Raw genomic sequence first — 16197 nt, 5'->3', positions numbered from 1 at the left:
CGTCACGCCGATGGTACTGCGTAACAGTGGGAGAGTAGGTAGCCGCCGTTTTTTAAGAAAAGTCCCCTTCAGTAGAAATATTGGAGGGGATTTTTTATTTCTTAAAACTCTGTATATTCAGAGGAAATGTTTTTTTTAACATATTAAGTCGCTAACTCATCGAACAAAACATATTGTAGCTTGTTTTTATAAAAGAGTTAAACTTTAATGTTTAAATGATGTGAACGCCGATGAACATATACAATTTATTGCTACATTTGTGGCCGAATCTATTGTAATCGATTAAACAACTAAAAATACAATGAAACTTTCCCCGAAATTCATATTAGCTTTTCTTCTGCTGATGCTATCTTTTAGCGTAAGCGGAGATGCTATGAATTTTTCTACTTGTATTTTTAGTGACTCACCTTGTCAATTATCAGAATTATCTTCTGACAGCAATCAACGCTCTTCTGTGGATGGGCAGTCTGTTAGCTATGATAGCGTCCGTTCTTTGTCTGTTTCTGACGTAGAATTAGGACTTAAACTCGTAACAGAATCAAACTCTAATAATTATCGTCTGCGGAGAATCATTGAAATCAATGACTCCTTGAAAGACGTTATGCAAAAGTTTCTCGTGTTAAGAGAAAACTCTTTAGTATTAGATCAAAGTAAATCATTTTATTCCGATAAGGATCCACATTACTCCATTACGTGTAGCGACTACTACGTGTTCGCTTTAAGACGCATCCTTATTTAGTCTTTTCTCCATTTTTATTCGTTTTTTTTTCGTACTCTGTATGAAACCGTGTGACTTTACCTATTAAAAGTTGCAGGGTCTGTAGCGCAGTGTGTCTAATTGAAAAATTTACTTCCTAAATAACTAAAATTAATTTCTTAACAAAAAAACTTATTATGGAAACTACTAAAAAAACTCAAGTTGTAGGTATAAAGAATGCCGGTATCGTAATCATCTGCTGTTTAGTAATAGCTGTATGTATCTTTCAATTCTTATTAGGTAACCCGTCCAACTTTATGAACAATGACCCTAACAATCACCCGTTGAACATGTTGGGTACTATTTACAAAGGTGGTATCATCGTACCTATTATCCAGACATTGTTGTTAACCGTACTTGCTTTGAGCATCGAGCGTTATTTTGCTCTTCGTTCTGCTTTCGGTAAAGGTTCATTGTCTAAGTTTGTAGCTAACATCAAAGACGCTTTAGCTGCAGGTGACATGAAGAAAGCACAGGAAATCTGTGACAAACAACGTGGTTCTGTTGCTAACGTAGTAACTTCTACTTTGCGTAAGTATGAAGAAATGGAAAAGAACACAGCTCTTCCTAAAGAACAGAAGCTGTTGGCTATCCAGAAAGAACTTGAAGAAGCTACTGCTTTGGAAATGCCTATGATGCAACAAAATCTTCCGATCATCGCTACTATCACTACTTTGGGTACATTGATGGGATTGCTTGGTACTGTAATCGGTATGATCCGTTCATTTGCTGCTTTGTCTGCTGGTGGTGGTGCTGACTCTATGGCTTTGTCACAAGGTATCTCTGAAGCTTTGATTAATACTGCTTTCGGTATCTTGACTGGTGCATTGGCTGTTATTTCTTACAACTATTACACTAACAAAATCGATAAATTGACTTACGGACTCGACGAAGTCGGATTCTCTATCGTGCAAACTTTTGCTGCTACTCACTAATTCTGCGAACCCTTATAAAATCTATTATTAATCATGGGTAGAGCGCAAATTAAAAAGAAAAGTACGTTCATAGATATGACAGCTATGAGTGACGTTACTGTATTGCTTCTGACTTTCTTTATGTTGACTTCAACATTTGTGAAGAAAGAACCAGTACAAGTTACCACTCCGGCTTCCGTATCGGAAATCAAGATTCCGGAGACGAATGTACTCCAGATTCTGGTTGATCCGGAAGGAAAAATATTTATGAGCCTCGACAAGCAGCAGGATATGCAGGCTGTATTGGAGAGCATGGGTGAAGAGTATGGCATTAAGTTTACTCCGGAACAGGAGAAGAGATTTATCTTGTCTTCTACTTTTGGAGTACCTATCAGAAGTATGCAGAAATATCTTGATCTCCCGGAAGATCAACGGGATAAGATCCTAAAGAATGAAGGTATTCCATGCGATAGTGTTGACAATCAGTTTAAATCGTGGGTACGTAATGCACGTGCCGCTAACGCTGATCTACGTATTGCTATCAAGGCAGACGCTACAACTCCATACTCAGTGATAAAGAACGTTATGAACTCACTTCAGGATTTGCGGGAAAATCGGTACAATCTGATTACTTCTCTCAAGGCAGAATCTGAAAATTAAAAAGGAGGAAATACAATGAGTGCTGAAGTACAAGAGAGCGGCGGAAAAAGAGGAAAGAGCAAGCAAAAGAAAATGACTGTCCGGGTGGACTTTACACCGATGGTGGACATGAACATGTTGCTGATTACTTTCTTTATGCTTTGTACCACACTGAGCAAACCTCAGACGATGGAGATAAGCATGCCGAGTAATGACAAAGATATAACTGAAAACCAAAAGAGTATGGTGAAGGCTTCACAAGCAATTACGTTATTGCTGGGAGCTGATAACAAACTCTATTATTACGAGGGAGAACCTAACTATAAGGATTATACCTCGTTGAAAGAAACTAGCTACGGTGCAGATGGACTGCGTGCCGTACTTCTTCAGAAGAATGCTGTTGCTGTCAATAAAGTAAGAGAATTGAAGCAGCAAAAACTTGATCTTAAGATCACGGATGACGAATTTAAGAAGCAGGTTTCTGAGATAAAGAGCGGAAAGGATACACCGACCGTGATTATCAAAGCTACCGATGATGCTTCTTATATGAATCTGATTGACGCGCTGGACGAAATGCAGATATGTAATATTGGTAAATATGTGATAACAGATATTGCTGAAGCTGATGAATTCTTGATGAAGAATTACGATGCGAAAGGTGAATTGTCACAGAACTTAGCCGATAATTGATGTAACACCTAAAAAAGAAAAGTAAAATGGCAAAATTAGATTTAGCTTCTTCGGAATGGTGTCAACTGATTTTTGAAGGCAAGAACCAAGCATACGGCGCATATAGGATGCGTGCCAATTCAACAAAACGACATAATGTCGCTATGTTGATTGTAGTGGTCATAGCAGCGGTTGGATTTAGTATCCCTACACTGCTTAAGTTGGCAACTCCGGAGCAGAAAGAAGTGATGACAGAAGTAACTACTCTGTCAAAATTGGAAGAACCTGAAATCAAACAGGAAGAGATGAAACGCGTAGAACCGGTTGCACCTCCTCCCCCTGCATTGAAGAGTTCTATCAAGTTTACAGCTCCTGTCATCAAGAAAGATGAAGAAGTGCATGAAGATAATGAAATCAAGAGCCAGGAAGATTTGAATGCTACCAAAGTATCCATCTCTATTGCCGACGTAAAAGGTAATGACGAGGCTAATGGTAAAGATATCGCAGACCTTAAGCAGGTGGTAACACAGGCTGCACCGGAACCGGAAAAGGTTTTCGATATGGTAGAACAAATGCCGACTTTCCCTGGTGGACAGACTGAATTGATGGCTTACCTGGGTAAGAATATCAAATATCCGACTATTGCACAGGAGAATGGAACACAAGGTCGCGTTATTATACAGTTCGTTGTAGAACGTGATGGTTCTATTTCTGACGTACATGTGGCTCGTGGTGTAGACCCTTATCTGGATAAGGAAGCTGTTCGTGTGGTAAAAAGCATGCCGAAATGGCTCCCTGGTAAGCAGAATGGAAAAGCGGTACGTGTGAAGTTCACCGTTCCGGTAATGTTTAGATTACAATAAAAGATGATGAAGAGACAATTTAGGCTGATAGGACTCGTAGCGTTGGTGGTCTTGAGTGCTTGTAACTCAAAATCAAAAGGACCGACGGATACTTATTCTTCCGGTGTGGTATCTATCGCAGCGGATGAGAGTTTCGAACCTATCATACAAGAAGAGATAGAGGTGTTTGAGAGCCTGTACCCTTTGGCCGGGATTGTCCCTCGCTACACAACTGAAGTGGAAGCGATAAATTTACTTCTGAAAGACAGTGTCCGGTTGGCTATTGCAACCCGGACACTGACTAAGGAAGAAATGAATTCATTCCACAGCCGTAAGTTTTTCCCTCGCGAGATAAAATTGGCTACGGACGGTCTGGCATTGATTGTGAATCGTGCTAATCCGGATTCTTTGTTGAGTGTACGTGATTTCCGCCGCATCCTTACCGGTGAGGTGAAAAACTGGAAAGAGGTTAATCCGAATTCCCGTTTGAAAGGGATTCAGGTGGTGTTCGATAATAAGAACTCCAGTACCGTACGTTTTGCAATGGACTCAATCTGTGGTGGAAAAGAGTTGGCTGAAGGTAACGTCAGTGCCTTGAAAACCAACCAGCAGGTGATAGATTATGTAGCGAATAATCCCGACGCTATGGGAGTTGTTGGAGTAAACTGGTTGGGGAACCGCAGTGATACAACCAATCTTTCTTTTCGCGAAGAGATCAGAGTGATGTCAGTGAGTGCAGAGGATGTGGCAACTCCTGCTAACAGTTATAAACCTTATCAGGCTTACCTGTTCTATGGTAACTATCCGTTGGCACGATCTATTTATGCATTGCTGAATGATCCTCGCAGTGGGCTGCCTTGGGGATTTGCTTCTTTTATGACATCCGATAAAGGGCAGAGGATTATATTAAAATCCGGACTTGTTCCGGCTACTCAGCCGGTGCGTATTGTCCACGTGAAAGACGAATAATAACTAAAATTAGAGACTATAATGAAAAGAGTACAAATGTTTTTAGCTGGAGCGTTTATAGCAGTAGGGTCGCTCTATGCGCAATCATCTGACGCCGAATGGCAGGCTGGGGTTGCGAAATTGAAAGAAACTATTCAGACGAATCCGGCACAGGCTGCTGAAGAAGCTGAACATCTGATTAAAGGAAAAAATAAGAAAAATGTGGAATTGTTGGTGGCTATTGGAGACGCATATCTGAATGCTGACAAGATTCCCGAAGCGCAGGAGTATGCAGCTCTTGCCAGAAAAGCGAATGGTAAATCGGCTCTTGCTTCTGTATTGGAAGGAAATATTGCCGTAAAACAGAAAAATGCGGGTCTTGCTTCTCAAAAGTATGAGGAGGCAATTTATTTCGATCCGAAATGTACGGAAGCTTATCTGAAATATGCAGATATTTATAAATCAGCCAATGCAAGTCTTGCCATTGAGAAGCTGAACCAATTGAAGGACCTGGAACCGTCCAACACAGCTGTAGATAAAAAATTAGCCGAAATTTACTATTTAAAAAATGATTTTAATAAGGCAGTAGAAGCTTATGCGAATTTTGCAATGGGACCTACTGCTACGGAAGAAGATTTGGTGAAGTATGCTTTTGCTTTATTTTTGAACCATGATTTTGATAAATCACTCGAAGTAGCTAATATGGGATTGCAAAAGAATGCCCGTCATGCTGCGTTCAATCGTTTGGCAATGTATAATTATACTGACCTGAAACGTTTTGATGAAGCGTTGAAGGCTGCCGATGTCTTCTTCAAGGAATGTGATAAAGCCGATTATTCGTATTTGGATTATATGTATTATGGACATCTGTTGGAGAGTCTGAAAAAATATGATGATGCAGTAGTACAATATGAGAAAGCGGTAAAGATGGATCCGACGAAGACGGATTTATTTAAAAATATCTCTTCTGCTTACGAACAGAAGAACGATTATAAAAAAGCAATCAGTGCTTACCAGAAATATTATGCATCTCTTGATAAGGAAAAACAGACTCCGGACTTACAGTTCCAGTTTGGTAGACTTTATTACGGTGCTGGTACGCAACCTGATTCATTAGCAATCACTGTTGAAGAACGTAAGCAGGCGTTAATGTCCGCCGATTCTACTTTCCATGTAATTGCGGAAGCAGCGCCGGACAGCTATTTGGGTAACTTCTGGAGAGCACGTGCCAATTCTGCACTTGACCCTGAAACAACTCAAGGACTTGCGAAACCTTTCTATGAGGAAGTGGCCGCTTTATTGGAAAGCAAAAACGATCCTCATTACAATTCAGCTTTGGTTGAATGCTACAGTTATCTTGGATATTACTATTTGTTAGCTATCGAAAATCCGGCATTGAAAGCCGAAGCAAAGGCTAACAAAGATAAATCCATAGAATACTGGAGTAAAATTCTGGCTATAGACCCCGCTAATGCTACTGCTAAAAGGGCATTGGACGGCATCAAATAGTGAATAATTTTAGTTGTTTGTCGTGACAGGAGGAGTGGAGAGTGATCTTAGCTCCTCCTTTTTTTGCACTTTTTTCTCCTTTTCTATTGGAATATTCAAAAGATTATCTACTTTTGTGGTGTACTAGTACACTAATACACATAAAGATCATTATTCATTAAACAGAAATACTATGATTACAGTAGAAAATCTTTCATTTACTTATCGTAAATCGAAGCGTGCGGTACTACGTGATTTTTCGCTTTCGTTCGAATCCGGCAGGGTATATGGACTGTTGGGAAAGAATGGTGTGGGAAAATCTACTCTTCTCTATCTGATGTCCGGCTTGTTGACTCCTAAAAACGGCAAAGTGATGTTTCACGATACAGATGTACGCCGTCGGTTGCCGGTTACTTTGCAGGATATGTTTTTAGTTCCCGAAGAATTTGAGTTGCCTTCGGTTTCTTTGGTCAGCTATATTGAGTTAAACAGTCCTTTTTATCCTCGTTTCAGTAAGGAAGAGATGATTAAATATCTCCATTATTTTGAGATGGATATAGATATTGATCTCGGATCGCTTTCTATGGGGCAGAAAAAGAAAGTGTTCATGAGTTTTGCGCTTGCTACGAATACCTCTCTTTTGTTGATGGATGAACCGACCAACGGGCTGGATATTCCAGGCAAAAGTCAGTTCCGCAAGTTTATAGCATCGGGTATGTCGGATGATAAGACGATTGTGATTTCCACACATCAGGTTCGTGACATCGACAAAGTGCTCGATCATGTGTTGATAATGGATGACAGTCGTGTGTTGCTCGATGAATCGACAAGTAATATTTGCGACAAACTTTTCTTTGTGGAGAGTGATGATCGGGAATTGGTCAAAAGTGCGCTTTTTGCAATTCCTACTATTCAGGGTAACTACCTGATCCTTCCTAATGAAAAGCAGGACGAGTCGGAACTAAACCTGGAACTTCTTTTTAATGCTACACTGGCTACTCCTGAAGAGATAGCCCGATTGTTTCACACTCAAAAATAAAAGACGATGATAAAAGATACTTTTTTCAGTTTGCCTCGTTTTATGAATCTTTGCCGTAAGGAGATGGTGGAGAATTGGAAATCGAATGTGCTTCGTATGGTGTTGATGTATGGAGTGATGGCAGTGGTAATGGTTTGGAATGGATATTTTAGGTATAGAGGTACTTATAATTATCAGGAAGATCCGGCGTGGATATTTCTTCTTGTCACTTTTATCTGGGCTCTGTGGGGATTCGGTTGTTTGAGTGCTTCGTTTACAATGGAAAAGATGAAAACGAAAACGAGCCGTACTTCCATGTTAATGATTCCGGCAACTCCTTTTGAGAAGTTTTTCTCCAGATGGTTTGTATTTACAGTTGTGTATCTGGTTGTTTTCCTGATATGTTATAAGTTGGCGGATTATACGCGTTTTACTATTTATTCTTTGGCTTATCCGGAGAAGGATTTTATTGCTCCTGTCGACTTGTCGCATTTGGTTGGTGATGAAAAATATTATACTTTATGCAGGCGAGGCTTGGAATTTGGAGCGCTGATATCAGGTTATTTCTTTGTTCAATCCTTATTCGTATTGGGCAGTTCGATTTGGCCTAAAAATTCTTTCCTGAAAACATTTGCGTCGGGAACCATTATTGGTATGGTATATTTTGCTGTCGGTGCTTTGGTAAGCAAAGTGCTGTTGGAAAGCGGCAGGTATTATTCAGGAGGTGTGCTGGAGTCGAAAGAAACCACTCTGTGGATTGTAATTGTTGCCGGCATCTTTTTTGCGTTGGTGAATTGGGTACTGGCTTATTTCCGCTTTAAGGAGTCTGAAATTATTAATAGAATGTAATACCTTAGCCTATGAATTTTAAAGAAAGTAAAGCTATTTATTTACAGATTGCAGATAGAATCTGTGATGAGATATTGCTGGGGCAATATCCGGAAGAGGAGCGGATCCCTTCTGTCAGAGAGTATGCTGCCATTGTGGAGGTGAATGCTAATACGGTGATGCGTTCCTTTGACTATCTTCAGGTACAAAATGTTATTTATAATAAACGTGGCATAGGGTATTTTGTAGCTTCAGGAGCAAAAGAGCTGATTCATTCTCTCCGTAAGGATACCTTTCTGAAAGAAGAATTGGACTATTTCTTTCGTCAGCTGTATACGCTTGATATACCGATAAAAGAAATAGAGACAATGTATCATGAGTTTATAAAAAAGCAGAAATAGAATAAAGACGAAATATTATGAAACGTACTACTTATATATTTATAGGCCTTCTCGTTTCCGGATTGATTGTAATTGTGGCAACTATTATTTTCATATTTATGTCGGGGAAGCCTTACCAGGAAGATGGAGCCTTTTTGGGTAATGAACAGGTGAAAATGGATTTGAATGGCGTACATGTTATAAAGGTGTTTACCAGCCAGGATGGAGTATCTGAAGCGAGACGTGTGTTTATTAGCGGCGAAATGAAAATAGGATCTACTGCTGCTTCGTCAGGGAAAGAACAGGTTTCATATCCGAAAGGAGACTATTTGAATGTTACCCAAAAGAATGATACTTTGTTTATGAAGTTAGATCTTAATGTGAACAATATTCCGGAAAAGTATCGGGACAGAGATTATATCTTTGTGAGTGGTTTTGATGTGAGTTTGGCTGTGGATTCACTGACCGGTATAGTTACCGGTGAAGAAGGTTTGAAATTGAATCTGATAGGTATTGAAACAGATTCATTGTTTGTCCGTGGTAATCGTTATAACATATCATTGGATTCTTGTCGACTTGGTTCGTGTGATATTCAGGGAAATGGGCTGGACTTTCATGCAAAGGATAGTAAAATTGAAAACTTCTATCTGAATTTGGATGGTGTATGGAGATGGACATTTGAGAATACAGAAGTGGGGACGGAATATCTGAGTGGCAGCAATCAGCACTCTAATGATCTGCAGAAAGGAGAATGTAAGCGGGTGGTCTGGACACCTCTGACAGAAGATGCACGTTTGCAGGTGAATGTAAGAGAGAAAGCGGAAATTACGATAACACCGGAATAAACAGGAATAGGTATGAAGAGATAAAATATGATACGAATTACTAGACAGTATCTAAACTAAAAAGGAGCAATAATGGATTTTAAAATGCCTGAGGCATATTTATTCCGTTATTACTCCTTTTAATATATGAGGTTATATAGTCAAATTACAGCGCTTTCTTCAGAGTGAAGCAGTCGATGTCCGGTGCCCAGTTATAACTATTACCCATGCGAATAGTGTTGTATCCGGCTTTTAATTCAACGGGAACTGTGATTTGGTTATGACCGTTATCCTTTCCCAAAGAGTCGATTTTGGTAATGATACCGTTTACGTCCAGTTCTATTTGTCGTCCTTTGCCATATAAATAATGGATGGTCATATCATAGCGTCCGCCATTTTCGCTATATACTTCCCGCCATTCGGCATAGTTTTCAGGTTGTCCGCCAAGGAAACCTACTTTCATTTTGCCGGAGGCTTCCTTATCATGGGCATAAATAATACCTTTAGGATTTTTGCCAAGGTCATTGAAAAGAGGTAGGTAAGCCCATTCCGCTTCGTAGAGGGTCGGTTCCAGACGTGTTTCGCCTTCTATGCGGAGGAACATGGCACTGTGTGCAGGAAGCGTTTGTTCGAAGGTACCGGAGAAGTTTCCTAAATCGCTATGTTTTACCAGATCACGTACTTTTACGTTTCCTCCAAATTCCAGTGAAGAGAACGGCACGGAAAAACTACAGATGGTATCGGAAGGATTGTAAAGAGCTACTGCACGTACATTCCCACGTTTCTGTTCAATATCTTTTACGAGTACATAACCTTCATTTTCATGTTGAGCTACATAAGCCTGTAAGCCCAGCGGATCTTGGTTGAGGGCGATCAGTTCTTTATTTGTCAGCAGTTCGAGCGAAGAATCCGGCATGTTTTCCAGATTGCATCCGATAAGCAAAGGAGAACTCATGATACACCACAAACCGAAATGAGCTTCTTCTTCTGTCGGGGTAAGACCTTGTCCACCTACTTTACTGTCGTTGCGGAATCCGATGACCATCATATCCATGTCATTATAATGTCCGTTTCCGGCATAAGCCGACAGGTAGAGATTCTTTCCGACTACATATCTTAATGATCCCCAATGTGCATTAATATCTCCACTGATACGCCAGGAAGTTGCTGCATCTTTAGCCCAAGTGCCCGGGAAGGCCCATCGGCAAATATTGATGGAAACATCTTTGTTTACTTTGTCTATACTGTTCCGGATGGAAGTGTAGCGTTCCTTTTCATTAAGTCCCAGCACATCTCCTCCGCAGTAATCAATTTTGATAAAGTCGAAACCCCAGTCGCCAAAGTATAATTGGGCGTCTTGCGGTTCGTGTCCATAGATACCAGCTCCTACGCCTGCTGCATCATTGTCCCACATGGAACCACATGTGCTGTTACCCGCATCGGTGTAGAGACCGGCTTTCATTCCCAGGCCGTGAACGTAATCCGCAATTGGTTTCATCCCATTCGGGAAACGTTGTTCGTGGGTATGCATAATTCCGTTGTCATCGCGCTTTCCGAAATAGCCGTCATCAACATTGACATAATGATATCCGGCATCTTTCAGACCTTTTTTTACCATCAGGTCGGCTTGATGCTTGATGATGTCTTCGCTGATGTCTACGCGAAATGCATTCCATGAACTCCATCCCATGATGGGAGGATTGACTGTCTTTTCATTCTCGGAAAGGGTAGTTTGAGTTTTTGTGCAGCTGATACACATAAAAGAAGCTACTGCTACTGTAAAGAGATAAATCCTGTTTTTCATGATATAATAGGTTGTGTTTTATTACATATCCGTCCTGATTTTGTTCAAGTGACTGAATAGAAATAAAGGGCAACTTACTGTACTCCAGAAAGTTACCCTTTATTTTGTCGGAATGAGGCGACTCGAACGCCCGACCCCTACGTCCCGAACGTAGTGCGCTACCAACTGCGCTACATTCCGATTGCTTAAGAAGTGGTGCCACCAGGAATCGAACCGGGGACACAAGGATTTTCAGTCCTTTGCTCTACCAACTGAGCTATGGCACCTTTCTCGTTTGCGGGTGCAAAGATAAGTATATTTTTTAATACCGCAATAACTTAAAGGGAAATTTTTACCAATTTCTGACTCGTGGAAATATAAATGCATTTTTGTTAGAATAAATATGTAGATAAACAGCTATTTATGCGACATATTTTATAAATTTACGCACTGAAACGATCAAAACAATATAAACACTCTATTACTATGTCATCACTGGCGATTATTGTTATAATAGTTTTGTTAGCTGCCTTCATCTATATGTGGGCAAAGTGCCAGTCACTCCAGAAAGAGGTGCATTCGAAGGAAAACAAAGAGAATGAACTTAAAAAGTTGGCTCTGGTTTTGCAGAACATCAATGCTTACTTCTTATTGATTGACAAGGATTTTGTGGTTTGTGACACCAATTATTATTCTTTAAACCGTCTTCCGATTCAGGTAGGTGGAGTTACCAAAAGAGTCGGAGATTTGCTGCATTGTAGAAATGCGATTGCAGCCGGTGAATGTGGCCAGCATGAACAATGCAAACTATGTTGTATCCGTGCGTCTATCGGAAAAGCTTTTTACAAGAAAGCAAGTTTTAAAAATCTGGAAGCTTCCATGAAGCTATTAAGTGAGGATGAAACGAAGGTGACTCCTTGCGATGTATCGGTATCGGGTACTTATTTGAATATTCATGGTGAAGATTATATGGTGTTGACTGTTTATGATGTGACGGAGCTGAAAAATGCGCAAAGGCTGCTGTCTATTGAAAGAGAACATTCCATTTCTGCTGATAAATTGAAATCTGCCTTTATTGCTAATATGAGTCACGAGGTACGTACACCGCTAAATGCAATTGTCGGATTTTCCGGTTTGATGGTATCGGCTTCCAGTGAAGAGGAACGAAAAATGTATGCTGATGTTATTGCAGAGAATAATGAACGCTTGTTGCGCCTGGTGAATGATATTTTCGATCTTTCTCAAATAGAATCGGGAACAGTAGATTTTGTTTATACGGAGTTTGATGCCAATGATTTGCTAAGAGAGTTGGAGGGAATTTTTAAGACGAAATTGAATAACTCGTCGGTGGAATTGGTTTGTGAGGCACACATACAACCTATAATGATGTATTCGGAACGGGAACGTATCATTCAGGTATTGTCCAACCTGTTACATAATGCAATGAAATTCACCGAATCGGGTGAAATTCGTTTGGGTTGCAGCCTGAAAGGAACGGAAGAGGTTTGCTTTGTTGTGTCCGATACAGGCATTGGCATACCGAAAGAGGAACAGAAAAAAATATTCTCACGTTTCATAAAACTTGATCGTGAAATGCAGGGGACAGGACTTGGACTGACTCTTTCGCAAACGATCATCCAAAATCTGGGTGGAAATCTTGAACTTGATTCGGAAATTAACCGGGGATCTACTTTCAGCTTTGTGTTGCCACGGGTGATAAAACCGGGACTAATAAAGTCACAGGCAATAAAGTAATCTCCAATCGCTAGGTATTGTATCTATTAAATGATGATTGGCATACTTCTAAATAAGAGGGCCTGCAAAAATCTCTAAAATAAATTACCCTCACTACAACCGTGAAGTGCATCCCAAAGGTTTTATAACCGACTAAAGGGGAGCACTTCACTGTAGTGAGGGTAATTTTATAAGTTCAAAGCTGTTTGAATAGCCTCTTACTTTTTGTGAACAGGATGAACACTTAGTCTTTACGACTTAGGTGCATCCTTATCTTTGTCTCCGGTTCCCGGAGATGCTTTGCCGGAAGTAGAATTTCCGCCGGATGTAGCAGAACTGCTGCTTGATGGAGTAGCACCGGAAGCGGTGGCACCAGAGGATGCCGCATCAGGAGCTGCTGCATTAGAAACGGTTGCACCAGGCTTAGCTGTACTTGCCCCGGTTGCTCCTCCTGTATGTGCAGAAGTTGCGGTAGGACGGGCAGCATTAGCGTTACTTGCACTGACATTGACAGTGGCAGGTTGAGCCTGAACTTCCCAGTGGAACGGTTCGAAATTGGAGTTTGGATCTACCCAAGACGGTTTCTTGGAAGCATAGATAATAAACGGAGCAATAACAACGATAATGGCACCGATAATCAGTACGGAGAACCAAACGGTGTTGCTACCTGTAGAGATCTGGCTGGGCGGGATGAAGCTGAGGATAAAGGCAAGCAATGATCCGCAGAAACCAAGACCGCCAACAAACCACATCAAACCGTTACCTGACTTACCGATACGGAACGGACGGTTGAGTTTCTTCATCTTATAACGCAATGCGATAGCTCCGGAGAACATCAACAAGTACATAATCAGATAAAGAATAACTGTCAGCTGTGACAGAATCTGATAGAAGCTCTGTACGGACGGCATAACGACGAACAACAGACTTAATACAGTTACAGCGATACCTTGTACGAACAGGATATTCTTCTGTACACCCAGTTTGTTTGTTTTCTGGAAGAACGGAGGCATATACCCCGCTTTACCTACGGCAAATATACCTTTTGACGGACCGGCAACCCATGTTAATACACCTGCCAGTACACCAAATGCAAGAGCGACAGCAATGATTGGTGACAACCAGGAAGCATGAATATATCTGAAATAGTTGTCGAAGCCGACGAGTAGACTTTGAGTCAGGTTGATATCTTTTGCAGGGATAATCACACCTAATGCAAAAGTACCCAAAACGAAGATCAACACTGTGATAAGTGCACCGATGAATACGGCTTTCGGATAGTTTTTGGAAGGGTTCTCTACGTCTTTTACGTGGATACCACCCATTTCCATACCGGCATAAAACAAGAAGATACTGGCAGCAAGAACAACATTATCAAAGTTGGTAAAGTCGGGGAAGAAGCTGCTGTTGAAATCCATATTGGAATGTCCGCCGCTTGCCAGATAAATGATTCCCAAGATAATCAACAGGGCAGCCGGGATAATTGTACCGACCATACCACCGATTTTAGCAACCTTACCTACCCAGCTCATACCTTTCAGGGAAATGAAAGTAGCCAGCCAGTAGATGATAAGCACTACGACGAGCGTATAATACTTATTGTTTGCCAGTGACATGTCATGTACGTCATTCATTCCGATGAAAGCGATAGATACGGCACCAAACGTTAACACTGTCGGATACCAGATCGTACTTTCGATCCATTGTACCCAAATGGCGAGGAATCCCAGTTTTTTGCCGTAGGCTTCGCCTACCCACCGGAACACACCACCCTGCTTATCCTGAAACATCGCCGCCAACTCTGCTGCAACGAGCGATGTAGGGATTAGAAAGACAATAGCTGCAAAAAGATAATAGAAGGCCGAACTCATTCCATATACGGCCTCGGCTGGTAGTCCACGCAAGGATACTACTGCCGTAACATTCATGATAGCCAGGGTAAACACACCCAGCTTCACTGCATTTTTAATATTCGCCATAAGTTAAGGTTTTAAGTGAAAAATATTTTAAAGTCAGTGTTATAACAACATTTTGCGTGAGATGTTTCCGCAATCTCTTTCAAAGTTCGTTAATTAACATCCCCGAAATGGGAGATTGTAACCCCGGATTTACTTCTTCCGAAACAATCGCTTTCTCCAATTGTTTTTAAGCAATCTAAATTATAAATGAATCATTTTATTATAAATTAAGTAGTTATGAAATCAGCGCTTTCAGATTTTATTTCCGGGAAAAAGGGAATCTATGGTATTCTTCACATTATTATATTAGTAATGTCCCTATTCCTGGTTATTAGTATCTCGGTAGATACTTTTAAGGGAATTCCTTTCTATACACAGTCTTCGTATATGAAAGTACAGCTATGTATCTGTCTTTGGTTTCTTTTTGATTTTGTATTGGAGTTCTTTCTGGCAAAACATAAGGGACGTTATTTGCGGACGCATTTTATCTTTTTATTGGTGGCGATTCCTTATCAGAATATTATCGCCTATTATGGGTGGACATTTTCGGATGAGATCACCTATCTTCTCCGTTTCATACCTTTATTGAGAGGAGGATATGCGCTTGCCATTGTGGTCGGCTGGTTGACCTACAATCGTGCTTCGAGTTTGTTTGTCTCTTATCTGACGATGTTGTTGGCAACGGTCTATTTTTCCAGTCTGGCATTTTTTGTGCTTGAGCATCGGGTGAATCCCTTGGTGAATGGTTATGGAGATGCTTTGTGGTGGGCTTTTATGGATGTCACTACCGTCGGTTCGAATATCATAGCGCAGACGGTGACCGGACGTGTACTTTCCGTTTTGTTGGCTGCCCTGGGTATGATGATGTTCCCTATCTTTACAGTTTATATCACAAATCTGATTCAGCAATCTAACAAACGTAGAAAACAATATTACGAAGAGGAGGAACTAGAGAAAAAGGCTTCCGAGAAAAAAGAATTGGCAGAAAAAGCAGCCGTACAGAAAGCAAGCACATCATAATGTGCTTGCGGATAAGATGAAAAAACAGATGAAGTGATGATGACGGTAAAGTGTTGAAAACCAAAGATGAATTACTTTTCTTAATACTATAATTACTTTTCTTTATAAGCGGCGAAGGAAAAGGGGTGGAAAAGAGGTATTACTTTCTATCTTTGTTGAGAAGAGACAAGACACGACGCTGTTATAACCGTTATTGAATGAATCAAACTTTACCTTATCCGGGTTAATAACAGCTATCTCATTTTAATAACTAGAGTTGTTCAGGGGTAAGTTCAATTTGTAGCATTTGAAAAATGATGCCGTTTGTATTGAAACATTGGCGGGAAATCAAGAGGGTAAGGGGAATGAGGTTGTGTCAAAACGTTGGCACAACCTCTTTTATATTTTACAGTTCT

General features: G+C 40.6%; 15 protein-coding genes and 2 tRNA genes. 13 read left to right on the top strand and 4 right to left on the bottom strand.

Annotation, left to right across the window (positions count from 1 at the left end; translation table 11 throughout):
- Nucleotides 1-301 precede the first annotated feature (301 nt).
- The 11 genes from DWZ47_RS31195 to DWZ47_RS28965 all read left to right on the top strand — a co-directional run bounded on the left by DWZ47_RS31195 (nt 302) and on the right by DWZ47_RS28965 (nt 9328).
- Nucleotides 302-739 (top strand): hypothetical protein, encoded by a 438-nt coding sequence (locus DWZ47_RS31195; protein ID WP_117515572.1) that lies wholly within the window; start codon nt 302-304, stop codon nt 737-739.
- 155 nt (nt 740-894) lie between these two features.
- Nucleotides 895-1692, top strand: a complete 798-nt coding sequence (locus tag DWZ47_RS29010; RefSeq protein ID WP_004311923.1) for a MotA/TolQ/ExbB proton channel family protein — start codon at nt 895-897, stop codon at nt 1690-1692.
- A 33-nt stretch (nt 1693-1725) separates the two neighbouring features.
- Entirely contained in the window at nt 1726-2331 is a 606-nt protein-coding gene (locus tag DWZ47_RS29005; protein WP_004311924.1) for an ExbD/TolR family protein, read from the top strand.
- A gap of 15 nt (nt 2332-2346) precedes the next feature.
- Nucleotides 2347-3000 (top strand): ExbD/TolR family protein, encoded by a 654-nt coding sequence (locus DWZ47_RS29000; protein WP_004327119.1) that lies wholly within the window; start codon nt 2347-2349, stop codon nt 2998-3000.
- Nucleotides 3001-3026: 26 nt separating this feature from the next.
- Entirely contained in the window at nt 3027-3842 is an 816-nt protein-coding gene (locus DWZ47_RS28995; protein WP_004311925.1) for an energy transducer TonB, read from the top strand.
- Between the two features lie 3 nt (nt 3843-3845).
- Entirely contained in the window at nt 3846-4790 is a 945-nt protein-coding gene (locus tag DWZ47_RS28990) for a PstS family phosphate ABC transporter substrate-binding protein (protein ID WP_004296284.1), read from the top strand.
- A gap of 21 nt (nt 4791-4811) precedes the next feature.
- Nucleotides 4812-6278, top strand: coding sequence for a tetratricopeptide repeat protein (locus tag DWZ47_RS28985; RefSeq protein ID WP_182281668.1), 1467 nt, complete (start codon nt 4812-4814; stop codon nt 6276-6278).
- Nucleotides 6279-6450: 172 nt separating this feature from the next.
- A complete protein-coding gene (locus DWZ47_RS28980) occupies nt 6451-7296 on the top strand; it encodes an ATP-binding cassette domain-containing protein (protein ID WP_117515568.1) in 846 nt (281 codons plus the stop codon).
- Nucleotides 7297-7302: 6 nt separating this feature from the next.
- Nucleotides 7303-8124 carry a hypothetical protein gene (locus DWZ47_RS28975; RefSeq protein ID WP_032844180.1) on the top strand — a complete coding sequence of 274 codons (822 nt, stop codon included), beginning with the start codon at nt 7303-7305 and terminating at the stop codon, nt 8122-8124.
- Nucleotides 8125-8135: 11 nt separating this feature from the next.
- Entirely contained in the window at nt 8136-8504 is a 369-nt protein-coding gene (locus DWZ47_RS28970) for a GntR family transcriptional regulator (protein ID WP_032844181.1), read from the top strand.
- A 17-nt stretch (nt 8505-8521) separates the two neighbouring features.
- Nucleotides 8522-9328 (top strand): hypothetical protein, encoded by an 807-nt coding sequence (locus DWZ47_RS28965; protein ID WP_032844182.1) that lies wholly within the window; start codon nt 8522-8524, stop codon nt 9326-9328.
- Between the two features lie 145 nt (nt 9329-9473).
- On the opposite strand, the gene DWZ47_RS28960 is transcribed toward DWZ47_RS28965, so the two are convergent.
- From DWZ47_RS28960 to DWZ47_RS28950, 3 genes are all read right to left on the bottom strand, one after another.
- Nucleotides 9474-11111 carry an alpha-galactosidase D gene (locus tag DWZ47_RS28960; protein WP_032844183.1) on the bottom strand — a complete coding sequence of 546 codons (1638 nt, stop codon included), beginning with the start codon at nt 11109-11111 and terminating at the stop codon, nt 9474-9476.
- A gap of 107 nt (nt 11112-11218) precedes the next feature.
- Nucleotides 11219-11291, bottom strand: a tRNA-Pro gene (locus DWZ47_RS28955).
- A 13-nt stretch (nt 11292-11304) separates the two neighbouring features.
- Nucleotides 11305-11377: transfer RNA gene (locus DWZ47_RS28950), tRNA-Phe, on the bottom strand.
- A gap of 199 nt (nt 11378-11576) precedes the next feature.
- On the opposite strand from DWZ47_RS28950, the gene DWZ47_RS28945 reads away from it, so the two are divergent.
- Nucleotides 11577-12845 (top strand): sensor histidine kinase, encoded by a 1269-nt coding sequence (locus DWZ47_RS28945; RefSeq protein ID WP_004311931.1) that lies wholly within the window; start codon nt 11577-11579, stop codon nt 12843-12845.
- A 230-nt stretch (nt 12846-13075) separates the two neighbouring features.
- Here DWZ47_RS28945 and gadC read toward each other — a convergent pair whose 3' ends face one another.
- Nucleotides 13076-14803, bottom strand: coding sequence for a putative glutamine/gamma-aminobutyrate antiporter GadC (gadC, locus tag DWZ47_RS28940; RefSeq protein WP_004296275.1), 1728 nt, complete (start codon nt 14801-14803; stop codon nt 13076-13078).
- 216 nt (nt 14804-15019) lie between these two features.
- Here gadC and DWZ47_RS28935 point away from each other — a divergent pair, with 216 nt between their 5' ends.
- On the top strand, nt 15020-15802 hold the full coding sequence (locus DWZ47_RS28935; RefSeq protein ID WP_004311932.1) for a potassium channel family protein: 783 nt from the start codon (nt 15020-15022) through the stop codon (nt 15800-15802).
- Nucleotides 15803-16197: the final 395 nt, after the last annotated feature.

It is taken from the genome of Bacteroides sp. AF32-8BH, from assembly GCF_003435205.1.
In the GTDB taxonomy this organism is placed as follows: Bacteria; Bacteroidota; Bacteroidia; order Bacteroidales; family Bacteroidaceae; genus Bacteroides; species Bacteroides ovatus.
The sequence above is the reverse complement of the archived record's forward strand: the minus strand, read 5'-3'. Positions and strand labels throughout refer to the sequence as shown.